This window comes from Methylocella tundrae, assembly GCF_901905185.1.
In the GTDB taxonomy this organism is placed as follows: Bacteria; Pseudomonadota; Alphaproteobacteria; order Rhizobiales; family Beijerinckiaceae; genus Methylocapsa; species Methylocapsa tundrae.
This window is the reverse complement of record NZ_CABFMQ020000068.1, coordinates 65119-86005: the sequence shown is the minus strand read 5'-3', so window position 1 is coordinate 86005 and position 20887 is coordinate 65119. Positions and strand designations below refer to the sequence as shown.

General features: G+C 62.3%; 21 protein-coding genes. 14 read left to right on the top strand and 7 right to left on the bottom strand.

The features are described from left to right. From MPC4_RS06360 to urtE, 8 genes are all read left to right on the top strand, one after another. Positions 1-528, top strand: a complete 528-nt coding sequence (locus tag MPC4_RS06360) for an urease accessory protein UreE (RefSeq protein ID WP_174511775.1) — start codon at positions 1-3, stop codon at positions 526-528. Then, entirely contained in the window at positions 452-1204 is a 753-nt protein-coding gene (locus MPC4_RS06355; protein ID WP_244628883.1) for an urease accessory protein UreF, read from the top strand. The genes MPC4_RS06360 and MPC4_RS06355 overlap by 77 nt, the downstream gene beginning before the upstream one ends. Beyond that, on the top strand, positions 1201-1821 hold the full coding sequence (gene ureG, locus MPC4_RS06350; protein ID WP_174511774.1) for an urease accessory protein UreG: 621 nt from the start codon (positions 1201-1203) through the stop codon (positions 1819-1821). The genes MPC4_RS06355 and ureG overlap by 4 nt, the downstream gene beginning before the upstream one ends. Before the next feature lie 152 nt (positions 1822-1973). Continuing rightward, a complete protein-coding gene (urtA, locus tag MPC4_RS06345; protein WP_174511773.1) occupies positions 1974-3164 on the top strand; it encodes an urea ABC transporter substrate-binding protein in 1191 nt (396 codons plus the stop codon). Positions 3165-3229: 65 nt separating this feature from the next. Further along, positions 3230-4138, top strand: a complete 909-nt coding sequence (gene urtB, locus MPC4_RS06340; protein ID WP_174511772.1) for an urea ABC transporter permease subunit UrtB — start codon at positions 3230-3232, stop codon at positions 4136-4138. Positions 4139-4163: 25 nt separating this feature from the next. Further along, entirely contained in the window at positions 4164-5249 is a 1086-nt protein-coding gene (gene urtC, locus MPC4_RS06335) for an urea ABC transporter permease subunit UrtC (RefSeq protein WP_174511771.1), read from the top strand. A gap of 3 nt (positions 5250-5252) precedes the next feature. After that, positions 5253-6026: an urea ABC transporter ATP-binding protein UrtD gene (gene urtD, locus MPC4_RS06330; protein ID WP_134490214.1), complete on the top strand. Its 774-nt coding sequence runs from the start codon at positions 5253-5255 to the stop codon at positions 6024-6026. Further along, positions 6023-6736: an urea ABC transporter ATP-binding subunit UrtE gene (urtE, locus tag MPC4_RS06325; RefSeq protein WP_134490216.1), complete on the top strand. Its 714-nt coding sequence runs from the start codon at positions 6023-6025 to the stop codon at positions 6734-6736. Before urtD ends, urtE begins: the two co-directional genes overlap by 4 nt. Before the next feature lie 10 nt (positions 6737-6746). Here urtE and MPC4_RS06320 read toward each other — a convergent pair whose 3' ends face one another. Together MPC4_RS06320 and MPC4_RS06315 are read right to left on the bottom strand one after the other, a co-directional pair. Continuing rightward, positions 6747-7661, bottom strand: coding sequence for a response regulator (locus MPC4_RS06320; RefSeq protein WP_174511770.1), 915 nt, complete (start codon positions 7659-7661; stop codon positions 6747-6749). Then, entirely contained in the window at positions 7654-11010 is a 3357-nt protein-coding gene (locus tag MPC4_RS06315) for an ATP-binding protein (RefSeq protein ID WP_174511769.1), read from the bottom strand. The genes MPC4_RS06320 and MPC4_RS06315 overlap by 8 nt, the downstream gene beginning before the upstream one ends. A 391-nt stretch (positions 11011-11401) precedes the next feature. On the opposite strand from MPC4_RS06315, the gene MPC4_RS06310 reads away from it, so the two are divergent. After that, positions 11402-11650, top strand: coding sequence for a hypothetical protein (locus tag MPC4_RS06310; protein WP_174511768.1), 249 nt, complete (start codon positions 11402-11404; stop codon positions 11648-11650). 84 nt (positions 11651-11734) lie between these two features. Beyond that, positions 11735-12982 (top strand): cupin domain-containing protein, encoded by a 1248-nt coding sequence (locus MPC4_RS06305; protein ID WP_174511767.1) that lies wholly within the window; start codon positions 11735-11737, stop codon positions 12980-12982. 200 nt (positions 12983-13182) lie between these two features. Here the strand turns inward: MPC4_RS06305 and MPC4_RS06300 are convergent, their stop codons facing one another. Continuing rightward, positions 13183-13908, bottom strand: a complete 726-nt coding sequence (locus MPC4_RS06300; protein WP_174511766.1) for a GyrI-like domain-containing protein — start codon at positions 13906-13908, stop codon at positions 13183-13185. Positions 13909-14086: 178 nt separating this feature from the next. Between MPC4_RS06300 and dapF the strand changes: the two genes are divergently transcribed. The 4 genes from dapF (at position 14087) to MPC4_RS06280 (ending at position 17615) form a co-directional block, all read left to right on the top strand. Further along, complete coding sequence (gene dapF / locus MPC4_RS06295; protein ID WP_174511765.1) at positions 14087-14959, top strand: diaminopimelate epimerase; 873 nt, start codon at positions 14087-14089, stop codon at positions 14957-14959. Then, complete coding sequence (mtaB, locus tag MPC4_RS06290) at positions 14956-16275, top strand: tRNA (N(6)-L-threonylcarbamoyladenosine(37)-C(2))-methylthiotransferase MtaB (protein ID WP_174511764.1); 1320 nt, start codon at positions 14956-14958, stop codon at positions 16273-16275. The genes dapF and mtaB overlap by 4 nt, the downstream gene beginning before the upstream one ends. A gap of 21 nt (positions 16276-16296) precedes the next feature. After that, positions 16297-16440 carry a histidine kinase gene (locus tag MPC4_RS06285; protein ID WP_134490230.1) on the top strand — a complete coding sequence of 48 codons (144 nt, stop codon included), beginning with the start codon at positions 16297-16299 and terminating at the stop codon, positions 16438-16440. A gap of 224 nt (positions 16441-16664) precedes the next feature. Beyond that, positions 16665-17615, top strand: a complete 951-nt coding sequence (locus MPC4_RS06280) for a tyrosine recombinase (RefSeq protein ID WP_174511763.1) — start codon at positions 16665-16667, stop codon at positions 17613-17615. Between the two features lie 221 nt (positions 17616-17836). On the opposite strand, the gene MPC4_RS06275 is transcribed toward MPC4_RS06280, so the two are convergent. The 4 genes from MPC4_RS06275 to MPC4_RS06260 form a co-directional block, all read right to left on the bottom strand. Further along, positions 17837-18286, bottom strand: a complete 450-nt coding sequence (locus MPC4_RS06275; RefSeq protein WP_174511762.1) for a DUF3597 domain-containing protein — start codon at positions 18284-18286, stop codon at positions 17837-17839. A 309-nt stretch (positions 18287-18595) separates the two neighbouring features. Next, positions 18596-19321: a glutamine amidotransferase gene (locus MPC4_RS06270; RefSeq protein WP_174511761.1), complete on the bottom strand. Its 726-nt coding sequence runs from the start codon at positions 19319-19321 to the stop codon at positions 18596-18598. Positions 19322-19350: 29 nt separating this feature from the next. Continuing rightward, positions 19351-20154 carry an SDR family NAD(P)-dependent oxidoreductase gene (locus MPC4_RS06265; RefSeq protein WP_174511760.1) on the bottom strand — a complete coding sequence of 268 codons (804 nt, stop codon included), beginning with the start codon at positions 20152-20154 and terminating at the stop codon, positions 19351-19353. A gap of 152 nt (positions 20155-20306) precedes the next feature. Beyond that, complete coding sequence (locus MPC4_RS06260; RefSeq protein WP_174511759.1) at positions 20307-20816, bottom strand: tellurite resistance TerB family protein; 510 nt, start codon at positions 20814-20816, stop codon at positions 20307-20309. Positions 20817-20887: the final 71 nt, after the last annotated feature.

Genomic DNA, 20887 nt, shown 5'->3' with positions numbered 1-20887 from the left:
ATGTCAGAGCCGCGCCGCGCAACCTCCGTTTTTCCCGCGCGAAGCTGGCCCGCCTCGCATGAGGTTGGGGCGGTGACGCTTTGCTGGGACGACCGGCATCGCCGTCGCATTCGTCTCAGCATGGACGGCGACGGCGGCGAATTTCTCCTCGATCTGCCGCAGGCGGCGCGCCTCGCGGAAGGCGACGGCCTCGCCCTCGCGTCGGGCGGAATCGTTCGCGTCGTCGCCGCGCCCGAGCCGCTTTTGGAGGTAAGGGCCGGAGCGTCCAGCTTGGCGCAGCTTGCTTATCATCTCGGCAATCGGCATCTGCCGGTGCAGATCCTCGGCGATGTCATTTTGATCCGCCAGGACCATGTGATCGAGGCAATGTTGATCGGTCTTGGCGCCGAATGCCGCACAGCCCTGCGCCCCTTTTCGCCCGAGCAAGGCGCCTATGGCGGCGGACATTCACATGACCACCATCATCACGATGACGACGCGCACGCGCATGGCGCGCATGGAGGCCGCCACGATCACTCCCATGGATGACGGCGCCGACTGGCTGCTGGCGCTCGCGACCTGGCTTTCGCCATCCTATCCGGTCGGCGCCTATAGCTATAGCCACGGCCTCGAATGGGCGGTCGAGACCGGTGAAATTCGCGCGCTGCCCGATCTCGTCGAATATGTCTGCGCCGTTCTCGAACTCGGCGCCGGATGGTCGGATCTCGTTCTCGCGGCCGCGGCGTGGCGCGCGATGAGGGGCGGCCGGCTGGACGAATTGGATCATGTCGCGGAACTGGCAATGGCCCTGCGCCCGACGAGCGAATTCGCGCTCGAGTCTTCGCAGCAAGGCGCGGCTTTTGCCTCGACCACATGCGCGGCGTGGCCGAACGCGGCGTTCGATGCTTTCGCAAAGGCTCATCCAGAAGGCCTTGTCTATCCTGTCGCGGTTGGCGCCGTCTGCGCGCGATGCGTCCCGCTGCCGCCCATGCTGATGGCGCTCGGCCACGCCATCGCCGCCAATCTTGTTTCGGCCGGGGTTCGGCTTGTGCCTTTGGGTCAAACGGATGGCCAGCGCGCCATCGCCGCGATGACGCCAAGGATCGCGGCGATCGCAAAGCGCGCGGCGCAGTCTGACCTCAGCGAAGTTGGAGCCGCCGCGCCCGTGATCGAGATCTACTCCATGCGCCATGAAACCCAGTACACAAGGCTGTTTCGATCATGAATTCACCAAATGGCCCGCTCCGCGTCGGCATCGGCGGCCCGGTCGGCTCCGGCAAAACCGCTTTGACCGATAGGCTCTGCAAGGCGATGCGCGATGATTGGAACATCGCGGCGATCACCAACGACATCTACACCAAGGAGGACGCTGAATTTCTGACGCGTTCGGCCGCGCTCGCGCCTGAGCGCATCATGGGCGTCGAAACGGGGGGCTGTCCGCACACAGCGATCCGCGAGGACGCCTCGATCAATCTCGCGGCGATCCAGTCGATGAACGCGCGATTTCCCGGTCTCGACGTCATCTTCATCGAAAGTGGCGGCGATAATCTGGCGGCGACCTTCAGCCCGGAGCTGGCCGATCTGACGATCTATGTGATCGACGTTTCCGCGGGCGACAAGATTCCGCGCAAAGGCGGTCCCGGCATCACGCGCAGCGACCTGCTCGTCATAAACAAGATCGACCTCGCGCCACTCGTCGGCGCGTCGCTGGACGTCATGGACAGGGATTCGCGCCGGATGCGCGGTGCGCGGCCGTTTCTCTTCACCAATCTCAAGGCTGACAAGGGCGTCGCTGAAATCGTCGCCTTCATCGAGAGCAAGGGCGGTCTCTCGCGGTCCTGAGCGCTGACGCGCCCTCGCGCCAAGCGTGGGCGGATACGTCGAACGCCCCATACCGCCTCTTCAGATAACCTCCTAGGGTTGCGCGTCGCCATCGCGGTGGTTTGCTGAGCCGCCGACCGCGACATCAATCGAGCCTATCCGAGGGGATCTGAATGAAGCTGATAAAGCGGCCTGTCGCCAAGATTTCCACCGCACTGCTCGCCGCGACCATGCTGTCGGCGCCATCCTACGCGGAAGATTCCGTCAAAGTCGGCGTGCTGCAATCCTTGAGCGGCACGATGGCGATCAGCGAAGTCACGGTGAAGAACGCCGAAATGATGGCGATTGACGAAATCAACGCCGCCGGCGGCGTTCTCGGCAAGAAGATCATTCCCATTGTAGAGGACGGGGCTTCCGATCCGGCGATCTTCGCGCAAAAGGCGACGAAGCTGGTGCAGGACGGCGGCGTCGTGACCGTGTTTGGAGGCTGGACCTCCGCCAGCCGCAAAGCCATGCTGCCGGTGTTCCAGCGCCTGAAGAGCCTGCTGTGGTATCCCGTGCAGTTTGAAGGCAATGAATGCTCGCCCAACATCATGTATTCCGGCGCGCAGCCGAACCAGCAGATTGTCCCCGCCTACGACTGGGGCAAGGAGAAGGGCTATAAAAACTTCTTCCTGGTCGGCTCCGACTATGTTTTTCCGCGCACCGCCAATCTGATACTCAAGAAGCACATCGCGATGGACAAGCTGAAAACCGCGGGAGAAGAATATGTGCCTCTCGGCGGCACGGATTTCAGCGCGGTGATCGCCAAGATTCAGGCCGCCAATCCGGACGTCGTCTACAGCACGCTGAACGGCGACAGCAATGTCTCCTTCTTCAAGCAGATGGCGGCGGCCGGCATCAAGCTTCCGGTGATGTCCTTCAGCATCGGCGAGCAGGAGGCCCAGGCCATGGGTCCGTCCCTGGTCGAGGGAAGCTACGCCGGCTGGAACTATTTTCAGAGCTTCACCAATGACGCCAACAAGAAGTTCGTCGCCGACTACCAAAAGAAGTTCGGCGCGGGCGCGGCCGTCACCGACCCGATGGTCCACGGCTATGTAGATGTCTACATCTGGAAAGCGGCCGTCGAGAAGGCGGGCAGTTTCGATGTCGACAAAGTCAGAAAAGCCGCGGTCGATCTTGAGCTTCCCGACACGCCGATGGGAGCCGTCAAATTCGCCAAGAACCAGAGCCTGTATCAAAAGGCCTATGTCGGCCAGCTCGATCCGGCGGGGCAGTTCAAGATCATCTGGCAATCGAAGGATCTGATTGCTCCCGATCCCTATGATCCGGTCGCCTTCCCCGGCAAAAAATGCGAACTCTGAATCAGACCTGAAAGAAGCGCTTTCGCAGCGTCGAGAGCGCCTCTCTTTTCTGAAAGGCATGTCCCATGGGCGCCTACACGCTTTTCGTCGGACAAATCTTCAACGGATTCAGCGTCGCCTCGTTGTTCGTGCTGGCGGCGCTGGGGCTCGCGCTGAGTTTTGGTCTGATGCGCGTCATCAACATGGCCCATGGCGAGATGCTGATGCTTGGGGGCTATCTCGCTTATCTGACGCTTATCGCCATTCCCGGCCCGCTCGGCATCATCGTCGCCATGCCGATCGCATTTCTCGGCGCGGCGCTGGTCGGCGCCGTGATCGAGATGACGGTCATTCACCGTCTGGCCTCGCGCCCCCTCGATACTTTGCTGGCGACCTGGGGCGTCAGCCTCATTCTACAACAGGCGGCGCGCAACATTTTCGGCGCGATCGGCGTCGGCGTCACGGCGCCCGCATGGCTCGACCATTCGTTTCGCGTCGAGAGCGGCCTTCTCGCCGGTCTCAACCTGCCGGCGACGCGCATATTCATTCTGTTCGTCGCCATCGTGGTTTTAGCGGCGCTCAGCGTCCTGATGGCGCGCAGCAGGCTCGGCCTGCTCGTGCGCGCGGTCAATCAGGACCGCTTCATGGCTGGCGCCGCCGGCATCAATGTTCGCCAGGTCGATTTATTGGTGTTCTGCCTCGGCGCCGGCATCGCCGGCCTTGCCGGCGTGGTCCTCGCCTTGCTTGGCCCCGTCACGCCAAACGTTGGACAAAGCTACATCGTGCCGGCCTTTCTCGTCGTGATCCTCGGCGGCCTTGGCAGCCTTGTCGGAACCACCATCGCCTCGATCATGATCGGCCTGTTTTCGGCGCTTGTTCAGATCTTCGTCGACGTCAGCATGTCGCAGGTGCTCGTGCTCGTTTTCGTCATCGCATTCATTCAATTCCGGCCGCAAGGAGTCATCGCCGTCCGGTCGAGGGCGCTGGACAGTTGACGCCCCGAAACCGCGGAGCAGAATGATGAATAAACAGCTTCCTCTCATCGGCCGCTTTCTGACGATCGGCGTGATCGGGCTCGCGTTTCTGGCCCCGTGGCTGATCTCGGCCTATGAGCTTACGCTTCTTGGCCGTTTTCTTGCCCTTTCCATTCTCGCAATCGGCCTCGTGCTGCTGTGGGGCGAGGCCGGCGTGTTGAGTTTGGGACAGGGCGTGTTCTTTGGCCTTGGCGGATATGCGCTGGCGATGAATTTGAAGCTCGCCGCTTTGGGGCCCGGGGAAATCCCTGATTTCATGAGCTGGAGCGGGCGCGACGCTTTGCCCTGGTGGTGGGAGCCTTTCGGCAATTCGTTCTTCGCCGTAATGGGCGTCATCCTTGTGCCCGGCATATTCGCCGCGCTCTTCTCCTGGCTCGTGTTTCGCCGGCGCGTCGGCGGCGTTTATTTCGCCCTGATTACACAGGCGCTGGCGCTGTGCTTTGCGACCTTGCTGGTCAGTCAGCAGCAATCGACCGGCGGGTTCAACGGCCTTACCGACTTCCAGACCTTTTTCGGCCTCGATCTCGGCTCTCCGGGAACAATACGCGGCCTCTATTGGGCGACATTGCTTTTGCTCATCGCATCATTCGCGGGCGTTCATTGGCTGCTGTCGTCGCGCTTCGGCAAGCTTTTGCGCGCGACGCGCGATGGCGAGAACCGGGTCAGATTCCTCGGCTATGATCCAGCTCCCTATAAAGTCGTCGCCTTCACGCTGAGCGCGGTCCTCGCCGGTGTCGCCGGCGCCCTGTTCACGCTGCACGCAGGTGTGATCTCGCCGGCGCTCGTCGGGGTGGTGCCATCGATCGAAATGGTGATCTGGGTGGCGATCGGCGGACGCAAGAGCCTTTGGGGCGCCATCGCCGGCACGCTTCTGGTGAATTTCGCGAAGGATCAGATCAGCAGCGCCTTGCCGAGCCTCTGGCTTTACGCTCTTGGCCTTGTCTTTGTCCTTGTCGTGACGCTGCTGCCCGAGGGCCTCGCCGGTTTGGGCTCGGGCTGGACGTCGCGGTTGAGCCGCCGCCGGCCCATCACGCCCGTCGCCTCCAACCCTGTCGCGCGCGTGGAGAGTTAGCCCATGTCCGATCTCGCTCCCTTGCTAACGGAGCCGCATCTGCTGCTGGCGGTTGACGGCGTCACGGTCGACTTCGACGGCTTCAAGGCTCTCAACGGGTTCAGCCTGACGATTGATCGCGGATCGCTTCGCGTCGTGATCGGCCCGAATGGGGCGGGCAAATCGACCTTGTGCGATACGATCATAGGCCGCGTGCGGGCGACCGACGGGCGCGTGGTGTTCAAGGGCGAGGACATCACGCAATTACCGGAGTTCGAGATTGTCCGGCGCGGCATTTGCCGCAAATTTCAGACGCCCGGCGTTCTGCCGTCTTTGAGCGTTCTCGACAACCTTCTGATCGCCGCTCAAAAGGATCGCCGGTGGTGGCGCTCGTTTGGCGTCGCCGAGGCCGTGGAAGAACGCGAAAAGGTCGATGAGATCCTTGAGACCATCGGCCTCGCCGACCGCAGCCACATCCTCGCGGGCGAATTGGCGCATGGCGAAAAGCAATGGCTCGAAATCGGCATGGTGGTGGCGACCGACGCCGATCTTCTTCTGCTCGATGAGCCGACGGCTGGAATGGGTCCGGCAGAAACCAGCCGCACGGCTGATCTCATTCGCGGGCTGCAAGGCCGGCACGCAGTGCTGGTGATCGATCACGATATGAGCTTCATCGAACAATTGAACGGGAGGGTGACTGTCATGCATATGGGGCAGTTCCTGAAAGAAGGCAGCGTCGCCGAGATCCGCAAGGACCCCGAGGTCGCGGCCGTCTATCTGGGGCGGGCGGCCGAATGAGCGTCCTTCTGAAGCTCGACCATGTCGCCGCCGCCTACGGCCAAAGTCAGGTCCTCTGGGACATCGACCTCGACATCGAGGACGGCGGAGCGGTCGCACTCATCGGGCGCAACGGGGTTGGAAAGACCACCCTGTTCAAGACCATCATCGGCGCGTTGCGCTTAACGAGCGGCTCGATCTGGTTCAAGGGCGAGGATATTTCAAAACTGCAATCCTATGAACGCGCCCGCAAAGGGATCGGCCTCGTGCCGCAGGGGCGCCACATCTTCCCGCATCTGACGGTGGAGGAAAACCTCGAAACCGGCTTGTCTGCGCTGGCCGGGCGCGGACAGGCGATCGGCGCCATCCCCGATCACATCTATGATCTGTTCCCCAAACTCAATCAGATCAAGGCCCGCAAGGCCGGCGTGCTCAGCGGCGGCGAACAACAGCAACTCGCCATCGGGCGGGCGCTTTGCGGACGGCCGAGCCTGTTGCTTCTCGACGAGCCGACGGAAGGCATTCAGCCCAATGTCGTGCAGCAGATCGAGGACGCGCTGCGGCGCATCCGGCGCGAGCTCAAGGTGACCATCGTGATCATCGAGCAATATCTCGATTTCGCGTGGTCCTTTGCTGACCACTATAGCGTCATGCAGCGAGGCCATCTCATTCGCCAGGGCAGCACGCGGGATGAGACCGCCGCCGACGTCGCGCATCTTGTCAACATATAGCCCCGTCGCGCTACAGGCGGGCGGAGAGCGTTCGCACCGCCATCGCCGCGGCGGCGGCGCGGTTCTCGACGCCAAGCTTCCGGAAGATCTGTTCGAGATGCTTGTTCACCGTGCGCGGGCTGATGCCCAAAATGGCGCTGATGTCGCGGTTCGATTTTCCGGCCGCGAGCCAGACCAGAACCTCGCCCTCGCGCGAGGTGAGGGTCATCGCTTCTTTCAAAAGCTGCGCTCCATCGCTCTGATTGGCTTCATTCAGGCGATAGAGAAATTCATTGGGGCCCGTGCGGCTCAAATAAAGACATTCGATCCTTCGATCGCCAAGCTGCAAGGTGACGCTTTTGGCGCCGGTCGAGGCATCCTGACGAAGATGGCTAAGCCGCGCGGCCATTGCGCCATCGAGCCGGGGGCCATCCAAAAGCCCGCCGGCGAGCATCCGCTCGGCTTGCGGCGTGCACCATAACAGCGCGCCAGCCTCGTCCGTCGCGATGAGGCAGCGGCCGGTGGCGTCGAGCGCCGTTCGCGCGCTATAGGCAATCCGGGCGTTGGCGAGATGGACCTTGATGCGCGCGAGCAATTCATCGACGACGATCGGCTTGGTGACGTAATCGACGCCGCCGCAGGCCAGGCCATGAAGCACATGTTCGGTTTCGCTCAAGCCCGTCATGAAGATGACCGGCAGATGCGAGAAATGCGGCTCCTGCTTGATGCGGCGGCAGGTCTCGAAGCCGTCCATACCCGGCATGGCGGCGTCCATGAGAACGAGGTCCGGCATGATCTCGTGAAGCAGGCCTAGCGCGCTCTCTCCGTCGAGCGCCGCAAAAACCGTCAAGCCCGCCGTCTCGAGCGCCTCCGTCAAAAACGCGAGCGTGTCCGGCGTGTCGTCGACCGTCAGGATTTTGTCGCGGCGGTTCGGCGCCTCATCCATCGTGCTTGATCGCTTTCAAAGTATCCATGTACTTTTTCAGATCAAAGCGTTGAACCATTGCGCGCAGGCTTGCAATAAAGGGCGCCGCTTCGGGTTCAACGCTCTCCCACTCCTTCAGCTCTGCTCCGATCCCCCGCACATATCCAATTCGTCCCAATTGCAGAAGTTCATCGAGACGCCGATAAACGCCGGGGGGAATCTCGAGCGCGACGGCGTGCGCCGGAGCGTCAGCGGGTTCATCATGGATCCATTTCAGTCCAAGATGCGCCTGGATCGATTCCAGCATTTGCTGGATATCGAGCGGCTTGACAAGGAAATCATGGTGCGGGCCGCCGCTCTGTCCGCCATCTCTATAATCATGCACATTGCCTGAAATAATGATGATCTTCAGGCGCGCCGACTTGCTCCGCAATGCTTCAGCCACCTCCCATCCGTTTGGTCCAGGCATAGAAATGTCGAGCAGCGCGAGATCAGGCTCGATTTCCGAGGCCAGTTGCAAGGCCGAGCCACCGTCCTTCGCCACCAGCAGGATGAAGCCGAGCGGACGCAGGACGCGCTGAACAAAATCCAGATGGTTCAAATCATCGTCGACCAAAAGGATTTTTTGCGGCGGTCCGGCGTAGCCGCGGATCTGGCGTTGGGTCGGACCGACCTCCGCGGAATGCATCGCTTCCGCCAACAGGAGCCGGACGCGAAATGTGCTGCCGGCGCCCGGCGCGCTCTCAACGGAAATTTCTCCGCCCATGACGTGCGTCAACAGCTTTGCGATGGTGAGGCCAAGGCCCGTTCCGGGCAGTGCGCGCGCCTTCGGCATCTGGCCGCGCTCGAAGGGTTCAAAAATCGATTCGATATCATCGGCGCGAATGCCAAGTCCCGTGTCGGAGACTTCGATTTCCGCCACCTGATTGCGGTAACGGATGTGTAACGCCGCGTGGCCTTCTTCGGTGTATTTGATCGCATTCGAGAGCAGATTGATGAGGATTTGCCGTAATCGCTTGACGTCCGTGTGAACATAGGTCGGCAAGTGATCCGGGCGCGCGTAAAGGAAGCGAATGTTTTTGGCTTCGGCCTGCGGGCGGAACATTTCGACGATCTGGTCCAGGAACTCGACGAGCCGGACCTTGTCCCGATTGAGCCGAAGCACGCCGCTTTCAATGCGAGAAATGTCGAGCAGACCATCGACGAGGCTCGCCAAATGCTCGGCGTTGCGCCGGATGACGCGGATGCCGTCGCCCGCGTTTTCCGATGGCGTTCGCTCCAGCAACTGAGCGTAGCCGAAGATGGAGTTCAGCGGTGTGCGGATCTCATGGCTTAGCCCAACGATGTATCTGCTTTTTGCGACATTGGCCGCCTCGGCCGCTTCCTTGGCTTTCTGCAAAGCGGCGTGCGTATCCTTATGCGCCTCGATTTCCTCCATCAGCGTCGACGCCTGACGTTTGGATTCATCTTCCGCCGCGCGCCGGCTTTCGTGGGCCAGCACCAGCAGCCACGCAGCGACGCCGGAGAGAATGAGGAGCGCCCAGAAGACGATCCATAATGTCGTTCCAATGACCGGGCGCTCAGCGATGGCGACGGCGCCGTAGGCGACATAGATCTGGGCGAGGAGATAGGCGATGACGCCGTTGAACAGAAACAGGACGCCAAGAAACTGACCCATGCGGGTCTTGAAGAACGCCGCCGCTCGCCTCGGCAGCAGGGCGTCGATGGCGCGGCCGATCTGATCGTTCAAGCGCTTGCCGGGCTTGCACATGTCATGGCAGCGCGCCTCCAATGTGCAGCAAAGAGAGCAGATCGGCCCGCCATAGGCCGGGCAATAGGCCATGTCGCTGCGCTCGAACGGATTTTCGCAGATTGAACAGCAGATCTCGCCGCGACGCTGCTCCAGCTCCGTGTCCGCGCGCGCGATCGCATAGCCGCCTTTCGTGATAAAGGCGATGAGAGGAGCCGCGAGAAAGGCGATGATGAGGCCGATGAAGGGGCTCAAAGGGCGAGGCGCCTGACCAAATGCGCCAAGAAAAACGAGCGTCGAGACGAACACCGAAATCGCCATCGCACCGACGCCGACCGGATTGACGTCATAAAGATGCGCGCGTTTGAATTCGATATGAGGCGGGCTCAACCCCAAAGGTTTGTTGACGACGAGATCGGCGGTCAAGGCGCCGATCCAGCCGACGGCGAAATTGGCGTAGAGGGCGAGTATGCTCTCGATGGCGCGGAAAACGCCGACTTCCATCAACAGCAAGGCGAGCAAAACGTTGAAGACGAGCCACACGACGCGGCCCGGATGGCTGTGGGTCAGACGCGAAAAGAAATTCGACCAGGCGATCGAGCCCGCGTAAGCATTGGTTACATTGATTTTCGTCTGACAGACCACGACGAAAAGGCCTGTCAACGCGAGGGCCAAAGTTGGTGAATGAAACAGGTCGAGGAAAACGAGATGGTAGAGTTCGGCCGGCTGCGCGGCGCGATCGATCGGCACGCCGCGAGTCAGCGCCAGATAGGCCAGAAAGGAGCCCATCAAGAGCTTGAAGGCGCCCATCGCGACCCATCCGGGACCTGCTGCGATGACCGCGCTCCACCAGGCGAGCGCGCTCGTGTTTTTGCGATCGGGCATAAAGCGCAGATAATCGACCTGCTCGCCGATCTGCGGCAGGAGAGACATCAGCATCGAGGCCGCGGCGCCGAACTGCAGGAAGCTGATCGAGCCGTCCGGGTTTCCGGTGGCGCCGTGAAATGCTGTCCAGCCGGTGACAGCGCCGGCGCCGTTCAGCGCGAGGTAAAGCAGGGGCGAAAACTGCAAGATGAGCCAGATCGGCTGCGTTGCGAGCTGCATCTGGCTGATGCGGCGGATGCCATGCGCTGCAATGGGGATGACGATCAATGAACTGACGACATGCGCGATCGGCAATGGAATGCCGAAACACATCTGCAGCGCCGCCGACATGATGCTGGCCTCGATCGCGAACAGAAGAAACGTGAATGAGGCATAGACCAGCGACGTGAGGGTCGAGCCGAGATAGCCGAAGCCCGCGCCACGGGTCAGAAGGTCGATATCGACTCCGAATTTGACGGCGTAATAGGCGATGGGCACGCCGCACGCGAACATCAGCGCGCTGACCGCAATGATCGCGGCCACGGCGTTGGAGAAGCCGAAAGTCAGTGTGACCGCGCCGCCGATCGCCTCGCAGGCGAGAAAGGAAATGGCGCCAAGGGCCGTATTGGCCACGCGGAACATGCTTTTGCGGGCGCGCACCGGCGTGAAGCGCAGCGCGTAATCCTCAAGGGTTTCATTAGCGACCCATTGATTATACTGACGCCGCCGCGGGACAATGCGCTGTATGGACTTCATAGAGGTCAAAAGAAAACCACCCCGCCTCGGCTGTTTTCGACCGGCCAATGCGCTCGACCGGCGCGGGCCGGACTCGGCTTCAAGCGCTGCGACAACCTTGAAACGCTGCGACAACCTTGCGCTTCTTTATCCGCAGCGGAAGCGTTGGGCCTCCGATGCGCGCCGGTCCACAGAAGCAAGATCGAGGCCAGCGCGCCGACTTCCGGCAGGCGCTGATTTTGAGCCATTTTTCGACGTGCGGTGTCCCTTAAGCATGAAACTCGACGAAAAATATTGATTTTCGACCGCGTCTTGACTGCAATGTCGAAGTTCTGAACGATACCGCCGATCTGTACCGGTATTTCGATTGCACGACTATCTGCGCCGCCACGACGAAGTGCGGCGACAGATCATGGATACGGTTGAAATGCCGGACCGCGTTGCTGACGATCTCCTCCTTTTCATCCGGCAGAATAAAGGTACGCTTTCGAAAAAGAGGCGCGAAGGGGAATTTGCGCCATTGAAGGGCGATGAGATCGAGCGCATCGAGGCCATCGTTCAAGAAACGTTCGATGGCTTCGATGAAATTCCCGGAGAGGAAGACTTGCGGCTTCTTCCCCCCGTTCAATCGCTCAGGCTGCGCCGCACAGAACAGCCTTGATATGGCGCCTTCGGGCGGCGCCTCACATGATGGAACCTTCCTCGCAGACTCCTGCCTTCACCCGACCAAACCGGAGCTTCCCACATGGATCACCTGTCTCGCCGTATGCTCCTCGCCCTCAGCGCCGTTGGCGGCGCCGTCGCCGCCGCGGCGGGGGCGAACGCCGCCGCCTTCGGCAATCCGGACGAGCCCGCCGAGGGCGCGATCAATTCGACGCCGGGCGCGATTTCCGATCCCGGCCCCCAAAATCCAGCCCTCGAAAGTCAGTTTCCCTCGTTTCAGAATCCGCCTCCGACCGACATCGGCGACATGCCGATGTTCTGGTCCTCTTTCAACAACGCCCACAAGCGCATTCAGGCCGGCGGCTGGGCCCGGGAAGTGACGGCGGAAAATTTTCCAATTTCCAAGGAAATATCTGGCGTCAACATGCGGCTTGGTCCCGGCGGCATCCGCGAGCTTCACTGGCACCTTGCGGCTGAATGGGGCCTCATCACCAACGGCTCATGCCGCGTCACCGTCCTCGATGAACTGGGACGAGCCTATGTACAGGACGTGAAGGAAGGCGAGATCTGGTATTTCCCGGCCGGGCAACCGCATTCGCTGCAGGGCCTTGGTCCCGATGGATGCGAATTCCTCATCGTCTTCGACGACGGGAAGGCTTCCGAATTCAATACGCTCCTGTTGACCGATCTGATGGCGCATACGCCGCCCGACATTCTGGCCCAGAATTTCAGCGTCCCCGCCGAGACTTTCAAATCGATTCCCTTGCATGATCTCTGGATCTTTCAGGGCAAGGAGCCGGGCTCCCTCGCCGCTGATCAGGCCGCCGTCAATTCCGGCGAGGCGCCGCCAAACCCCTTCACATTCTCCTTGAGCGGATCGAAGCCCGTGAAGGAAAATCGCTCCGGCGTCATCCATCTGGCGGACAGCCGGACGTTCAAGGTATCGACAACGATTACCGCGGCGCTCGAGACCCTAAAGCCCGGAGCGCTGCGCCGCATGCATTGGCATCCAAACGCCGACGAGTGGCAATATTGGATCAAGGGCGAAGGCCGCATGACGGTCTATGATGCTGGACCGCGCGCCCAGACCGCCGATTTCAGAGCCGGCGACGTCGGATATGTGCCGAAAAGCCAGGCCCACTACATTCAGAACACCGGCGCCGGCGAGCTGCAGTTTTTGACCATCTTCAAGGCTCCGGTTTATCAGGAAGTCGATGTTTCCGACTGGCTGAGGCGTACGCCGCCGGAGCTTGTCGCTCAGCACCTCAACGTCGATCCGGCCGAAATCGCCAAATTTCCGCAAGGACAGCTCGGCCTTGAAGCGGGTTGACCGCGCGGCGATCCCTGCCGCCTGACACGAAATGACGACGGCGCCGTTCGCGGCGCCGTCGTGCCGCCTCAAGCCCTATGCCGAAAAGCGGAAACCGGGGTTCGGGCGACATGTTTCCGGCTTATTGACGAAAGCAGAGAGCCCCCTCCGCAGCGCTCGCCGCGCGCTCCGGCCTTATCGCGAACGGAGCGCGGCTGCCCTCACTTCAGAAAGACGTAAATATCCGCCTTAAGGCTGGCGTCGTCGCTCTCCTTTGTGTCGGTGAGATATTCCTCGATAAATAGATTCCTGGCCTCGAGCCCCTTCTCGTCGAGATAGGCGGTGATGAGGTCATAGGTGGAGTCGATGTCGTCATAAGCGCCGCGGTGCAGGAACTTGATCGCCTTGCCGTAAGGTGATTCGCCGAGCTTGACGCCGTCGGGAAGGTCGCTTTTGTCCCCGGGCTTTTCAGCGAGCGGAACCATCGCCTCGAAGTGGAAGCTGGCGTCGTCGGTCGAGAGGAAAACCGCGAAGGGCGGTCCGGCCTGTTTCAGCCCGGCGGCCTTGATGGCGTCCTGTACTTTGCCGATCGCGGTCGTGATGGCCTTGAACCCATCCGCCCATTCGGCATCGCCGACGAGCAGCGCGACGGGACGCGGAGGCACATCCACCGTCTCTGCCGTGGCGTCGCTCGGAACGCCCGGGGCGGCCCGCTGCTGGTCGGGCTCCGGCACGGTTGCTTCCGGCGCCGGCGCCGCTTTATCAGGAGCCGCCGCGTCTGGCGCGGGCGGACTTGCCGGGGTCTCCTGTTGCGACGGCGTCGCAGCGGAGCCCGCTTCGGCGCAGGCGGGCCCGGGCGCACTGGCGAAGAGGCCAAGGAGCAAGGCGAACGCGAGACTGAAAGCCAGGCGTAAAGCTATCGGTTTTCTGATTTCGCCAAATCTCATCTGCCGCTCCAATATGCCGCCAAGCCTGCCCGCCCCCTACCGCCGCACGTCTTAAACAGTGTGGCAAGCAACGCCAAGCGGCTCGACGATTAAGAACGCCTCCGCGCGACAAAACAATGGTCGTTCACGAGGAAAATCCTTATATGGTGGCCTGCACACGGAAAAATGACGCGCCGACATGAGCCCTCTCGCCAACAGGCTGGTAACCAAGATGAACGGGCTCGGCAACGAGATCCTCGTCGTCGACCTGCGCGGCGCGGGCTTTGGGGTCAGCGCGCCCGAAGCGCGGGCGATTGCGCGAAGCAAGGGGCTTGCCTTCGATCAGCTGATGGCGCTCAGCGACCCGCGCTCGGAGGGCGCTGAGGCCTATGTCACGATTCTCAACGCCGATGGCTCCGAGGCAGGCGCCTGCGGCAACGGCGCCCGCTGCGTCGCCTGGACCCTCTTTCGCGATGACGCGCGCGACGAAATTTTCATAGAAACGGCGGCGGGCCGTCTCGCCTGCCGGCGTCTCGGCGAATGGCGTTTTGAAGTCGAGATGGGCGCGCCTCGCCTCGCCTGGACCGATATTCCGCTGGCAAAGCCCACTGAGGACACTACCGCGATTGATCTCGCCTTCGGTCCGTCCGGCGCGCCGCTCCTGCAAAAGCCCGCTGTCGTCAGCATGGGCAATCCGCACGCGATTTTCTTTGTCGAAGATTTCGACGCCTATGATCTCGCCGTCATTGGCCCCGCGCTGGAACATGATCCGATCTTCCCGGAGCGGGCCAATATTTCGCTCGCCCGAATCGTCTCCCGCGATCATATCGAACTCAAGGTCTGGGAACGCGGCGCCGGCCTCACCCGCGCCTGCGGCTCCGCCGCCTGCGCAGCGCTCGTCGCCGCCGCGCGCAAAAATCTGACAGGGCGGCGGGCGACCGTCTCCTTGCCGGGCGGCGATCTCGATATTGTCTGGCGCGAGAGCGACGATATGGTGGTGATGGCGGGCCCCGTCGAGTTCGAATTTGAAACAGAGCTCGATCCCGGGCTTTTCGCGGACGCCGCGGCGTGACGGGCGTTGAGGTCTTAACCTTCGGCTGCCGCCTGAACCTCGTCGAATCCGACGCCATGCGGCGCGCGGCCGAGGAAGCGGGACAGGACGGCCTCGTCATCGTCAATACCTGCGCCGTGACGGCGGAGGCAACGCGCCAGGCGCGTCAGGCGATCCGCCGCGTCAAGCGCGAGCGGCCGGGCGCGCGGATCATCGTCACCGGCTGCGCCGCGCAGATCGACCCCTTGCGATTCGCCGAGATGCCGGAGGTCGCGCGCGTCGTCGGCAACGCCGAAAAGACCGATCCCGCAACATGGGCGCCGGCAACCTCCGGGCGCGTAAGCGTGTCGGACATCATGCAGGCCGGTCCGCCGCCGAAGGCTCCGAGCGAAGGCGTCGAGGATCATACGCGCGCCTTTCTCGCTGTGCAGACAGGCTGCGATCACCGCTGCACCTTCTGCGTCATTCCGTTCGGACGCGGCCCATCGCGCTCATCGCCGCCGGAGACGATATTGTCCGCCGTCCGGCGACTGACCGACAAAGGCTTTCGCGAGATCGTGCTGACCGGCGTCGATCTCACCTCTTATGGCGCGGACCTTGGCGACGAAATCAAACTCGGCGGCCTTGTCAGGTCGATCCTTCGCGCCGTTCCCCGCCTTGAACGGCTGCGACTCTCCTCGATCGACTGCATCGAGGCCGACGCCGATCTGATCGAGGCCTTCGCCAGCGAGCCGCGCCTCGCGCCGCATCTTCATCTGTCGCTGCAGGCCGGCGACGATATGATCCTGAAGCGGATGAAGCGCCGGCACACGCGCCTCGATGCGATCGCGTTTTGCGCGGAGCTGCGGCGCCTGCGGCCCGATATGGTTTTCGGCGCCGATCTGATCGCTGGCTTTCCGACCGAAACCGAGGCCATGTTTGAAAACACGCTTCGCCTTATCGAGGATTGCGGCCTGACCTATCTCCACGTCTTTCCATTTTCCGCCCGGCCGGGGACGCCCGCCGCTAAAATGCCGCCCGTCGCGCCCGCGCTGGTCAAAGAGCGGGCAAAGCGCTTGCGCATCGCAGGCGAGGCGGCGCTGCGCCGGCATCACGCCGCGCAGATCGGCAAGGTTTTGCGCGTGCTGACGGAGCGCGGCGGCCTCGGCCGCGCCGCGGACTTCACTTGCGTCAGGACAGGCGACGCGGCGCCCTCATTGATGATTGACGTCGCAATCGAGCGCGACGAAGGCAAGGCGCTTTCCGGCGTGCGCGTTCGAGGCGCCGCGACGCCTGCCGGCGCAACCGTGGAGTTGAGCCCGCCCGCGCTTGCCTATGACACAGCCCTCTGCCCCTGACACCGCCTGCGGAGGATCGTGTTGCCCAGTCTTTTTCGTTTTCTTTTCGTGCTCGGCGTTCTCGCCGGAATCGTTTTCGCCGGGATGGTGGCGCTCGTGACGTTCGTCCAGCCGGTGACGCGCCAGATCAACCAGACGATTCCCCCCGCGCGGCTGAACAGATAGAGCGGCGCGGGCGCCGTCTATCAAAGAGGAACGCATTCTGCTCTTTCGACTTTTGTTATAACGCATGATGCGGGCCGAAAAGTCTGGCCCTTTTTCGGCATCATGCTCTAGGCCATGCGCTATTGCGTCCGGAGCAGGATTGGCCGCCGCGATATCGCCGGATAGCCTGGAACGCGGAGCAAGCAGAAGGGCTCCCTTCGGGCAGGTTGAGACAAGGACGCCGCATGGCGGATAAGCGCGCATCTTCCCGCCTCATCGAAAGCTTTCTCGAGATGATCGCCGCCGAACGCGGCGGCGCGAAGAACACGATCGAGGCCTACGCCCGCGACCTTGCAGATTATGCGGCGCGCCTTGGCGCCTCCGGCAAAACGCCGCTCGAGGCGACAAGCGACGACATACGCGCCTTTCTGACATGGCTCGACAAGCGCGGCCTCACCGCCGCGTCGAGCGGGCGCAAACTATCCTCCATTCGCCAGCTCCACCGCTTTCTCGTGGGCGAGGGGCTGCGCCGCGATGATCCCGCCGCCATCATCGAAGGGCCGCGGCGCGGCAGGGGCTTGCCGAAAACGCTCTCGATCGCTGAAGTCGATCATCTCCTCGCCGTGTCGAAAGAGGGTCTTGACGATGGAGCGCGTCCCGCCGGCGAACGTCTGCGCGCGCTGCGCACCGCCAGCCTCATCGAACTTCTCTACGCGACGGGGCTGCGCGTCTCCGAACTCGTCTCGCTGCCGAAAAGCATCGCGCGCGGCAGGGAGCCGCTGATCCCCATTCGGGGCAAAGGCGGGCGGGACCGGCTGGCGCCTATCTCGAGCGCCGCGCGCGCGGCGATTTCAGCCTATCGCGCCCTTCTCGAAAAAACGCAGCCCGGCGCCGCGGCGGGCCCGTGGCTTTTCCCGGCCGACAGCGAGAGCGGGCATCTGACCCGGCAGGCGTTTGCGCGGGACCTCAAAAGCTGCGCCGCCGCCGCGGGCATCGCCGCCGCGCGCATCAGCCCGCATGTGCTGCGCCACGCCTTCGCCAGCCATCTCCTGCAAAACGGCGCTGACCTGCGCGTCGTGCAGGAACTACTCGGACATGCCGATATTTCGACGACGCAAATCTACACTCATGTGCTCGACGAGCGGCTGAAATCCATGGTGCGGGATCTGCACCCGCTTGCCGATGACGAGGATTAGCCCAGAAGAGCCGCCAGCTTTTCAGGGCCCAAAAGTCTGCAACTTTTCGGGGCCATGGTCTCCTTCAACGCATGGCCTTGTCCGAGAAGTCTGCAACCTTTCGGGGCCATGGTCTCCTTCAACGCATGGCCTTATCCGAAAAGTCTGCAACTTCTCGGGGCCATGGTTTCCTTCAACGCATGGCCTTGTCCGAAAAGTCTGCAACTTTTCGGGGCCATGCTTTAATGCACGAGGTCGGCGGGCACCTTGCCGCCATTCGCAGCGATTTTGGCGATTACCTGCTTGATCAGCCACACGTTCATGGTCGCGGTGTCGTCGGTGCTGCCGGTGTAATGCAGCTCGCCGGCCAGTTCCTTGCGCGCTGAAAGGCTGCTGTCGAGGTCGAGCGCTTTCAGAAGATCGACGATCGAATGCCGCCAGTCGAGCTTTTGCCCATGTTTGACGACGAGGCCGTCGAGAATCGCGGTGACGTCCACCTCGTGCAAAGACGCAGTGGGCGTGGACGCGGTTCCGGTGGCGGGAGCTGTCGCCGGCGCGGACGCCGCAGGCGCCGCCCCGGCTGCGGGGGCGGCTCCGGCGGGCGACGCCGGCGTGGCACCCGCCGGGCTCTCCGCCGCATGAGCTGTGGAATGGCCGAAAAGCTTGGATACGATATTGCCGAAGATGCTCATGGAAGACGTTCCTCTTTATGATTGGCCAAAGGCGTAGAGGAGGCAAAAATTCAGACGCGACGTTTCCGTATCGTCTCATTGCCGGACGAGCGATGCAGGGCGCCGGTAGAGGCGCGAGCCGCATCGACGCTGTTTCTCCGCGATAAACGGCTCATTGATCGCAAAACGAAGCCGGCGACCAAATCAATGCTAGGACAAAAAGACCGGCGAGGTCCAGCGCCAGCCTCGCCTCGGACGCTCCTTCACGCATTCTAGGCCGCTGGCGCGACGACTTGATGAAATCGCCCGACCGGGCGCCCGGCTAATGCCTCAGCACGCGAGCCTGCCTCCGGCGAGCCAGCTTTGCAGGAATGCGCTGGACCAGCGCGCGATGGCGCGGTCATGGCGGAGCCATCCTTCGAGATGGCGATGCAACGGACGCGCTCCGGGGCGATTGAGACGCTCCTGCGCGCGCGCCGACCATCGGCAGATCATCGGCAAGGTGACTTCGGGATGAAACTGAAACCCGTAGGCGGCCGGTCCGTAGCGGAAAGCCTGCGCCTCGAAATCGTGGCCTTTCGCCAGAAGCGTCGCCCCATTCGGCAGGTCGAACCCTTCGCGATGCCATTGATAGACGCGCGTCGGAAAGCGGCAATCGCACAGTTTATGGCCATGCTCCGTCGGATCAATCGGATAATACCCGACCTCGACCCGTCCTTGCGGATGCGGACAAACGCGATGGCCAAGGTGGCGGGCCAACATTTGCGCGCCGAGACAGATGCCGAGGAACGGCTTTTCCTCCTTGAGCGGCACCTTGATCCAATCGATTTCCCGGCGGATCCAGTCATCATCGTCATTGGCGCTCATCGGGCCGCCAAAAATGATGACGCCATCATGGTCCGCGAGGGTTTTGGGCAGCGGATCGCCAAAGCGCGGGCGCCGGATGTCGAGATGCAGGCCGGCGTCACGCAGGAGGCGCCCGACGCGGCCGGGCGTTGAACATTCCTGATGCAGGATGATGAGAACCCTGCCTGATGATTCCTGTCCGATGGGCATTGCTCGCAAGTTCTAAAATAGAATCAACATCAACGACGTTTTTGCTGCACGCGCGAAATCAACATTAAGATCACGTCTTTTGGCGCGAAGGGCAAGACCGCTGCGCCCAGTTTATTGAACCAGCCGGGGATGATTTCGCGTTTGCCGGCCATCAATCCCCTGTAGCCCGCCTCCGCTACCTCGATTGACTTTGTCATCGGAACGCCTCTGAGGATGTGCGGTCCGAAACCAGCCCGCTCCTGAAAGCCGGTCGGGGTCGCGCCAGGGCAGAGGGCTGATACTGTCACGCCATCGTTACGCAATTCTTGCGCCAGTCCGCGTGAAAACGAAAGAACGAAGGCCTTGGACGCGTAATAGATGGTCATTCCCGGGCCGCCGGGAAAAAAGCCGGCGATCGAGGCGACGTTCAAGATCTTTCCGCGGCTGGCGCGGATCTGCGGCAGCAGGCGTGACGTTATATCGACGAGGGACCGGACGTTCAGGTCGATGATGCGTAATTGGTCGTCGCGGTCCAGATCCATGACATCGCCGATGAGGCCGAAACCCGCATTATTGACGAGAATCTCCGGGTTGGCGCGAGCCGCGCCGAGATCCGCGGCGATGCGTTCGGCCGCGTCCGGCCTGGTCAGGTCGAAGGTCAGGATCAGGGGGCGCCTGCCGGAAGAGGACTCGATTTCATCGGCGAGCAGATGAAGCTTGTCGGCGCTGCGCGCCACCAGCGCGAGATCGTGGCCACGCCGCGCGAAAACACGGGCGAGATCGGCGCCGATGCCGCCCGAGGCGCCGGTGATCAAGGTCACGCGGCGTTCGCCGCCGCCAGAATCCTCGCTCATGCCTGCCCTTTTGCTGCTTCGCGTAATTGCGCCCTCAGCCAGACCGAGCCTACCGCGTTCTTCCTGAATGGAGGCTTACCGCCGCTTGCCCCCGGCGATTTTTTTAGCCCGAGCAGGCGCGTCGTCTATTCTTCGTCCAGCGGGCGTCGAACTCACGTTTTCTTGTCGTCCGCCTTTGACCAGGGCCCCTTTGGGGCGGCTTCGGCCGCGATCTCGACAGCAACGCGCTGGCGCATGAGAACGCGGTCGCGCGTCGAAACGCCAAGCAGTTCGGCGACGCGCCAGATGGTGTTATCCTCGAATTCATGCACTTCGCCGTCGGCGAAAGCAATATCCCACATCATCTCGACGATTTTCAGCCGGCCGTCCTCGTCAAGCGTGCGCTTCAGCACGCTCGTGAACTGATAGAAATCAACGGCGTCGCGGTCGCTCTGTTCGGCCCGCTCGATCAAAAGCGCGGTCGCAGAATCGTCGAGCCCGAAGCGCTCCTCGATCAGCGTCTTCAGCCGGCGCCGCTCCTTATCGTCCGTCTCCCCGTCGACGGCCGCGACATGCACCAGGAGAGCGACAGCGGCGAGACGATAGTCATCCTCATTGAAGGACTTCGACGGCGAGCCCGCGCCGCTGATCTCGGCGATAAACGTCTTCAACGCATCAAACATCGACTGTCTCCGCAAAGCCTGAAGGGCGGCCGCCGCGTCGTCGCCTGACTCTGCCTAGAGCATGACGCCGG

Coding starts and splice junctions, on each gene's coding strand:
- MPC4_RS06315 (WP_174511769.1), bottom strand. CDS start 11,010: ATGAAGTCCATACAGCGCATTGTCCCGCGGCGGCGTCAGTATAATCAA.
- MPC4_RS06305 (WP_174511767.1), top strand. CDS start 11,735: ATGGATCACCTGTCTCGCCGTATGCTCCTCGCCCTCAGCGCCGTTGGC.
- MPC4_RS06360 (WP_174511775.1), top strand. CDS start 1: ATGTCAGAGCCGCGCCGCGCAACCTCCGTTTTTCCCGCGCGAAGCTGG.
- MPC4_RS06265 (WP_174511760.1), bottom strand. CDS start 20,154: ATGAGCGAGGATTCTGGCGGCGGCGAACGCCGCGTGACCTTGATCACC.
- MPC4_RS06275 (WP_174511762.1), bottom strand. CDS start 18,286: ATGAGCATCTTCGGCAATATCGTATCCAAGCTTTTCGGCCATTCCACA.
- MPC4_RS06355 (WP_244628883.1), top strand. CDS start 452: ATGACCACCATCATCACGATGACGACGCGCACGCGCATGGCGCGCATG.
- MPC4_RS06320 (WP_174511770.1), bottom strand. CDS start 7,661: ATGGATGAGGCGCCGAACCGCCGCGACAAAATCCTGACGGTCGACGAC.
- urtE (WP_134490216.1), top strand. CDS start 6,023: ATGAGCGTCCTTCTGAAGCTCGACCATGTCGCCGCCGCCTACGGCCAA.
- MPC4_RS06280 (WP_174511763.1), top strand. CDS start 16,665: ATGGCGGATAAGCGCGCATCTTCCCGCCTCATCGAAAGCTTTCTCGAG.
- urtD (WP_134490214.1), top strand. CDS start 5,253: ATGTCCGATCTCGCTCCCTTGCTAACGGAGCCGCATCTGCTGCTGGCG.
- ureG (WP_174511774.1), top strand. CDS start 1,201: ATGAATTCACCAAATGGCCCGCTCCGCGTCGGCATCGGCGGCCCGGTC.
- urtA (WP_174511773.1), top strand. CDS start 1,974: ATGAAGCTGATAAAGCGGCCTGTCGCCAAGATTTCCACCGCACTGCTC.
- urtC (WP_174511771.1), top strand. CDS start 4,164: ATGAATAAACAGCTTCCTCTCATCGGCCGCTTTCTGACGATCGGCGTG.
- MPC4_RS06300 (WP_174511766.1), bottom strand. CDS start 13,908: ATGAGATTTGGCGAAATCAGAAAACCGATAGCTTTACGCCTGGCTTTC.
- MPC4_RS06310 (WP_174511768.1), top strand. CDS start 11,402: ATGGATACGGTTGAAATGCCGGACCGCGTTGCTGACGATCTCCTCCTT.
- MPC4_RS06270 (WP_174511761.1), bottom strand. CDS start 19,321: ATGCCCATCGGACAGGAATCATCAGGCAGGGTTCTCATCATCCTGCAT.
- urtB (WP_174511772.1), top strand. CDS start 3,230: ATGGGCGCCTACACGCTTTTCGTCGGACAAATCTTCAACGGATTCAGC.
- dapF (WP_174511765.1), top strand. CDS start 14,087: ATGAGCCCTCTCGCCAACAGGCTGGTAACCAAGATGAACGGGCTCGGC.
- MPC4_RS06260 (WP_174511759.1), bottom strand. CDS start 20,816: ATGTTTGATGCGTTGAAGACGTTTATCGCCGAGATCAGCGGCGCGGGC.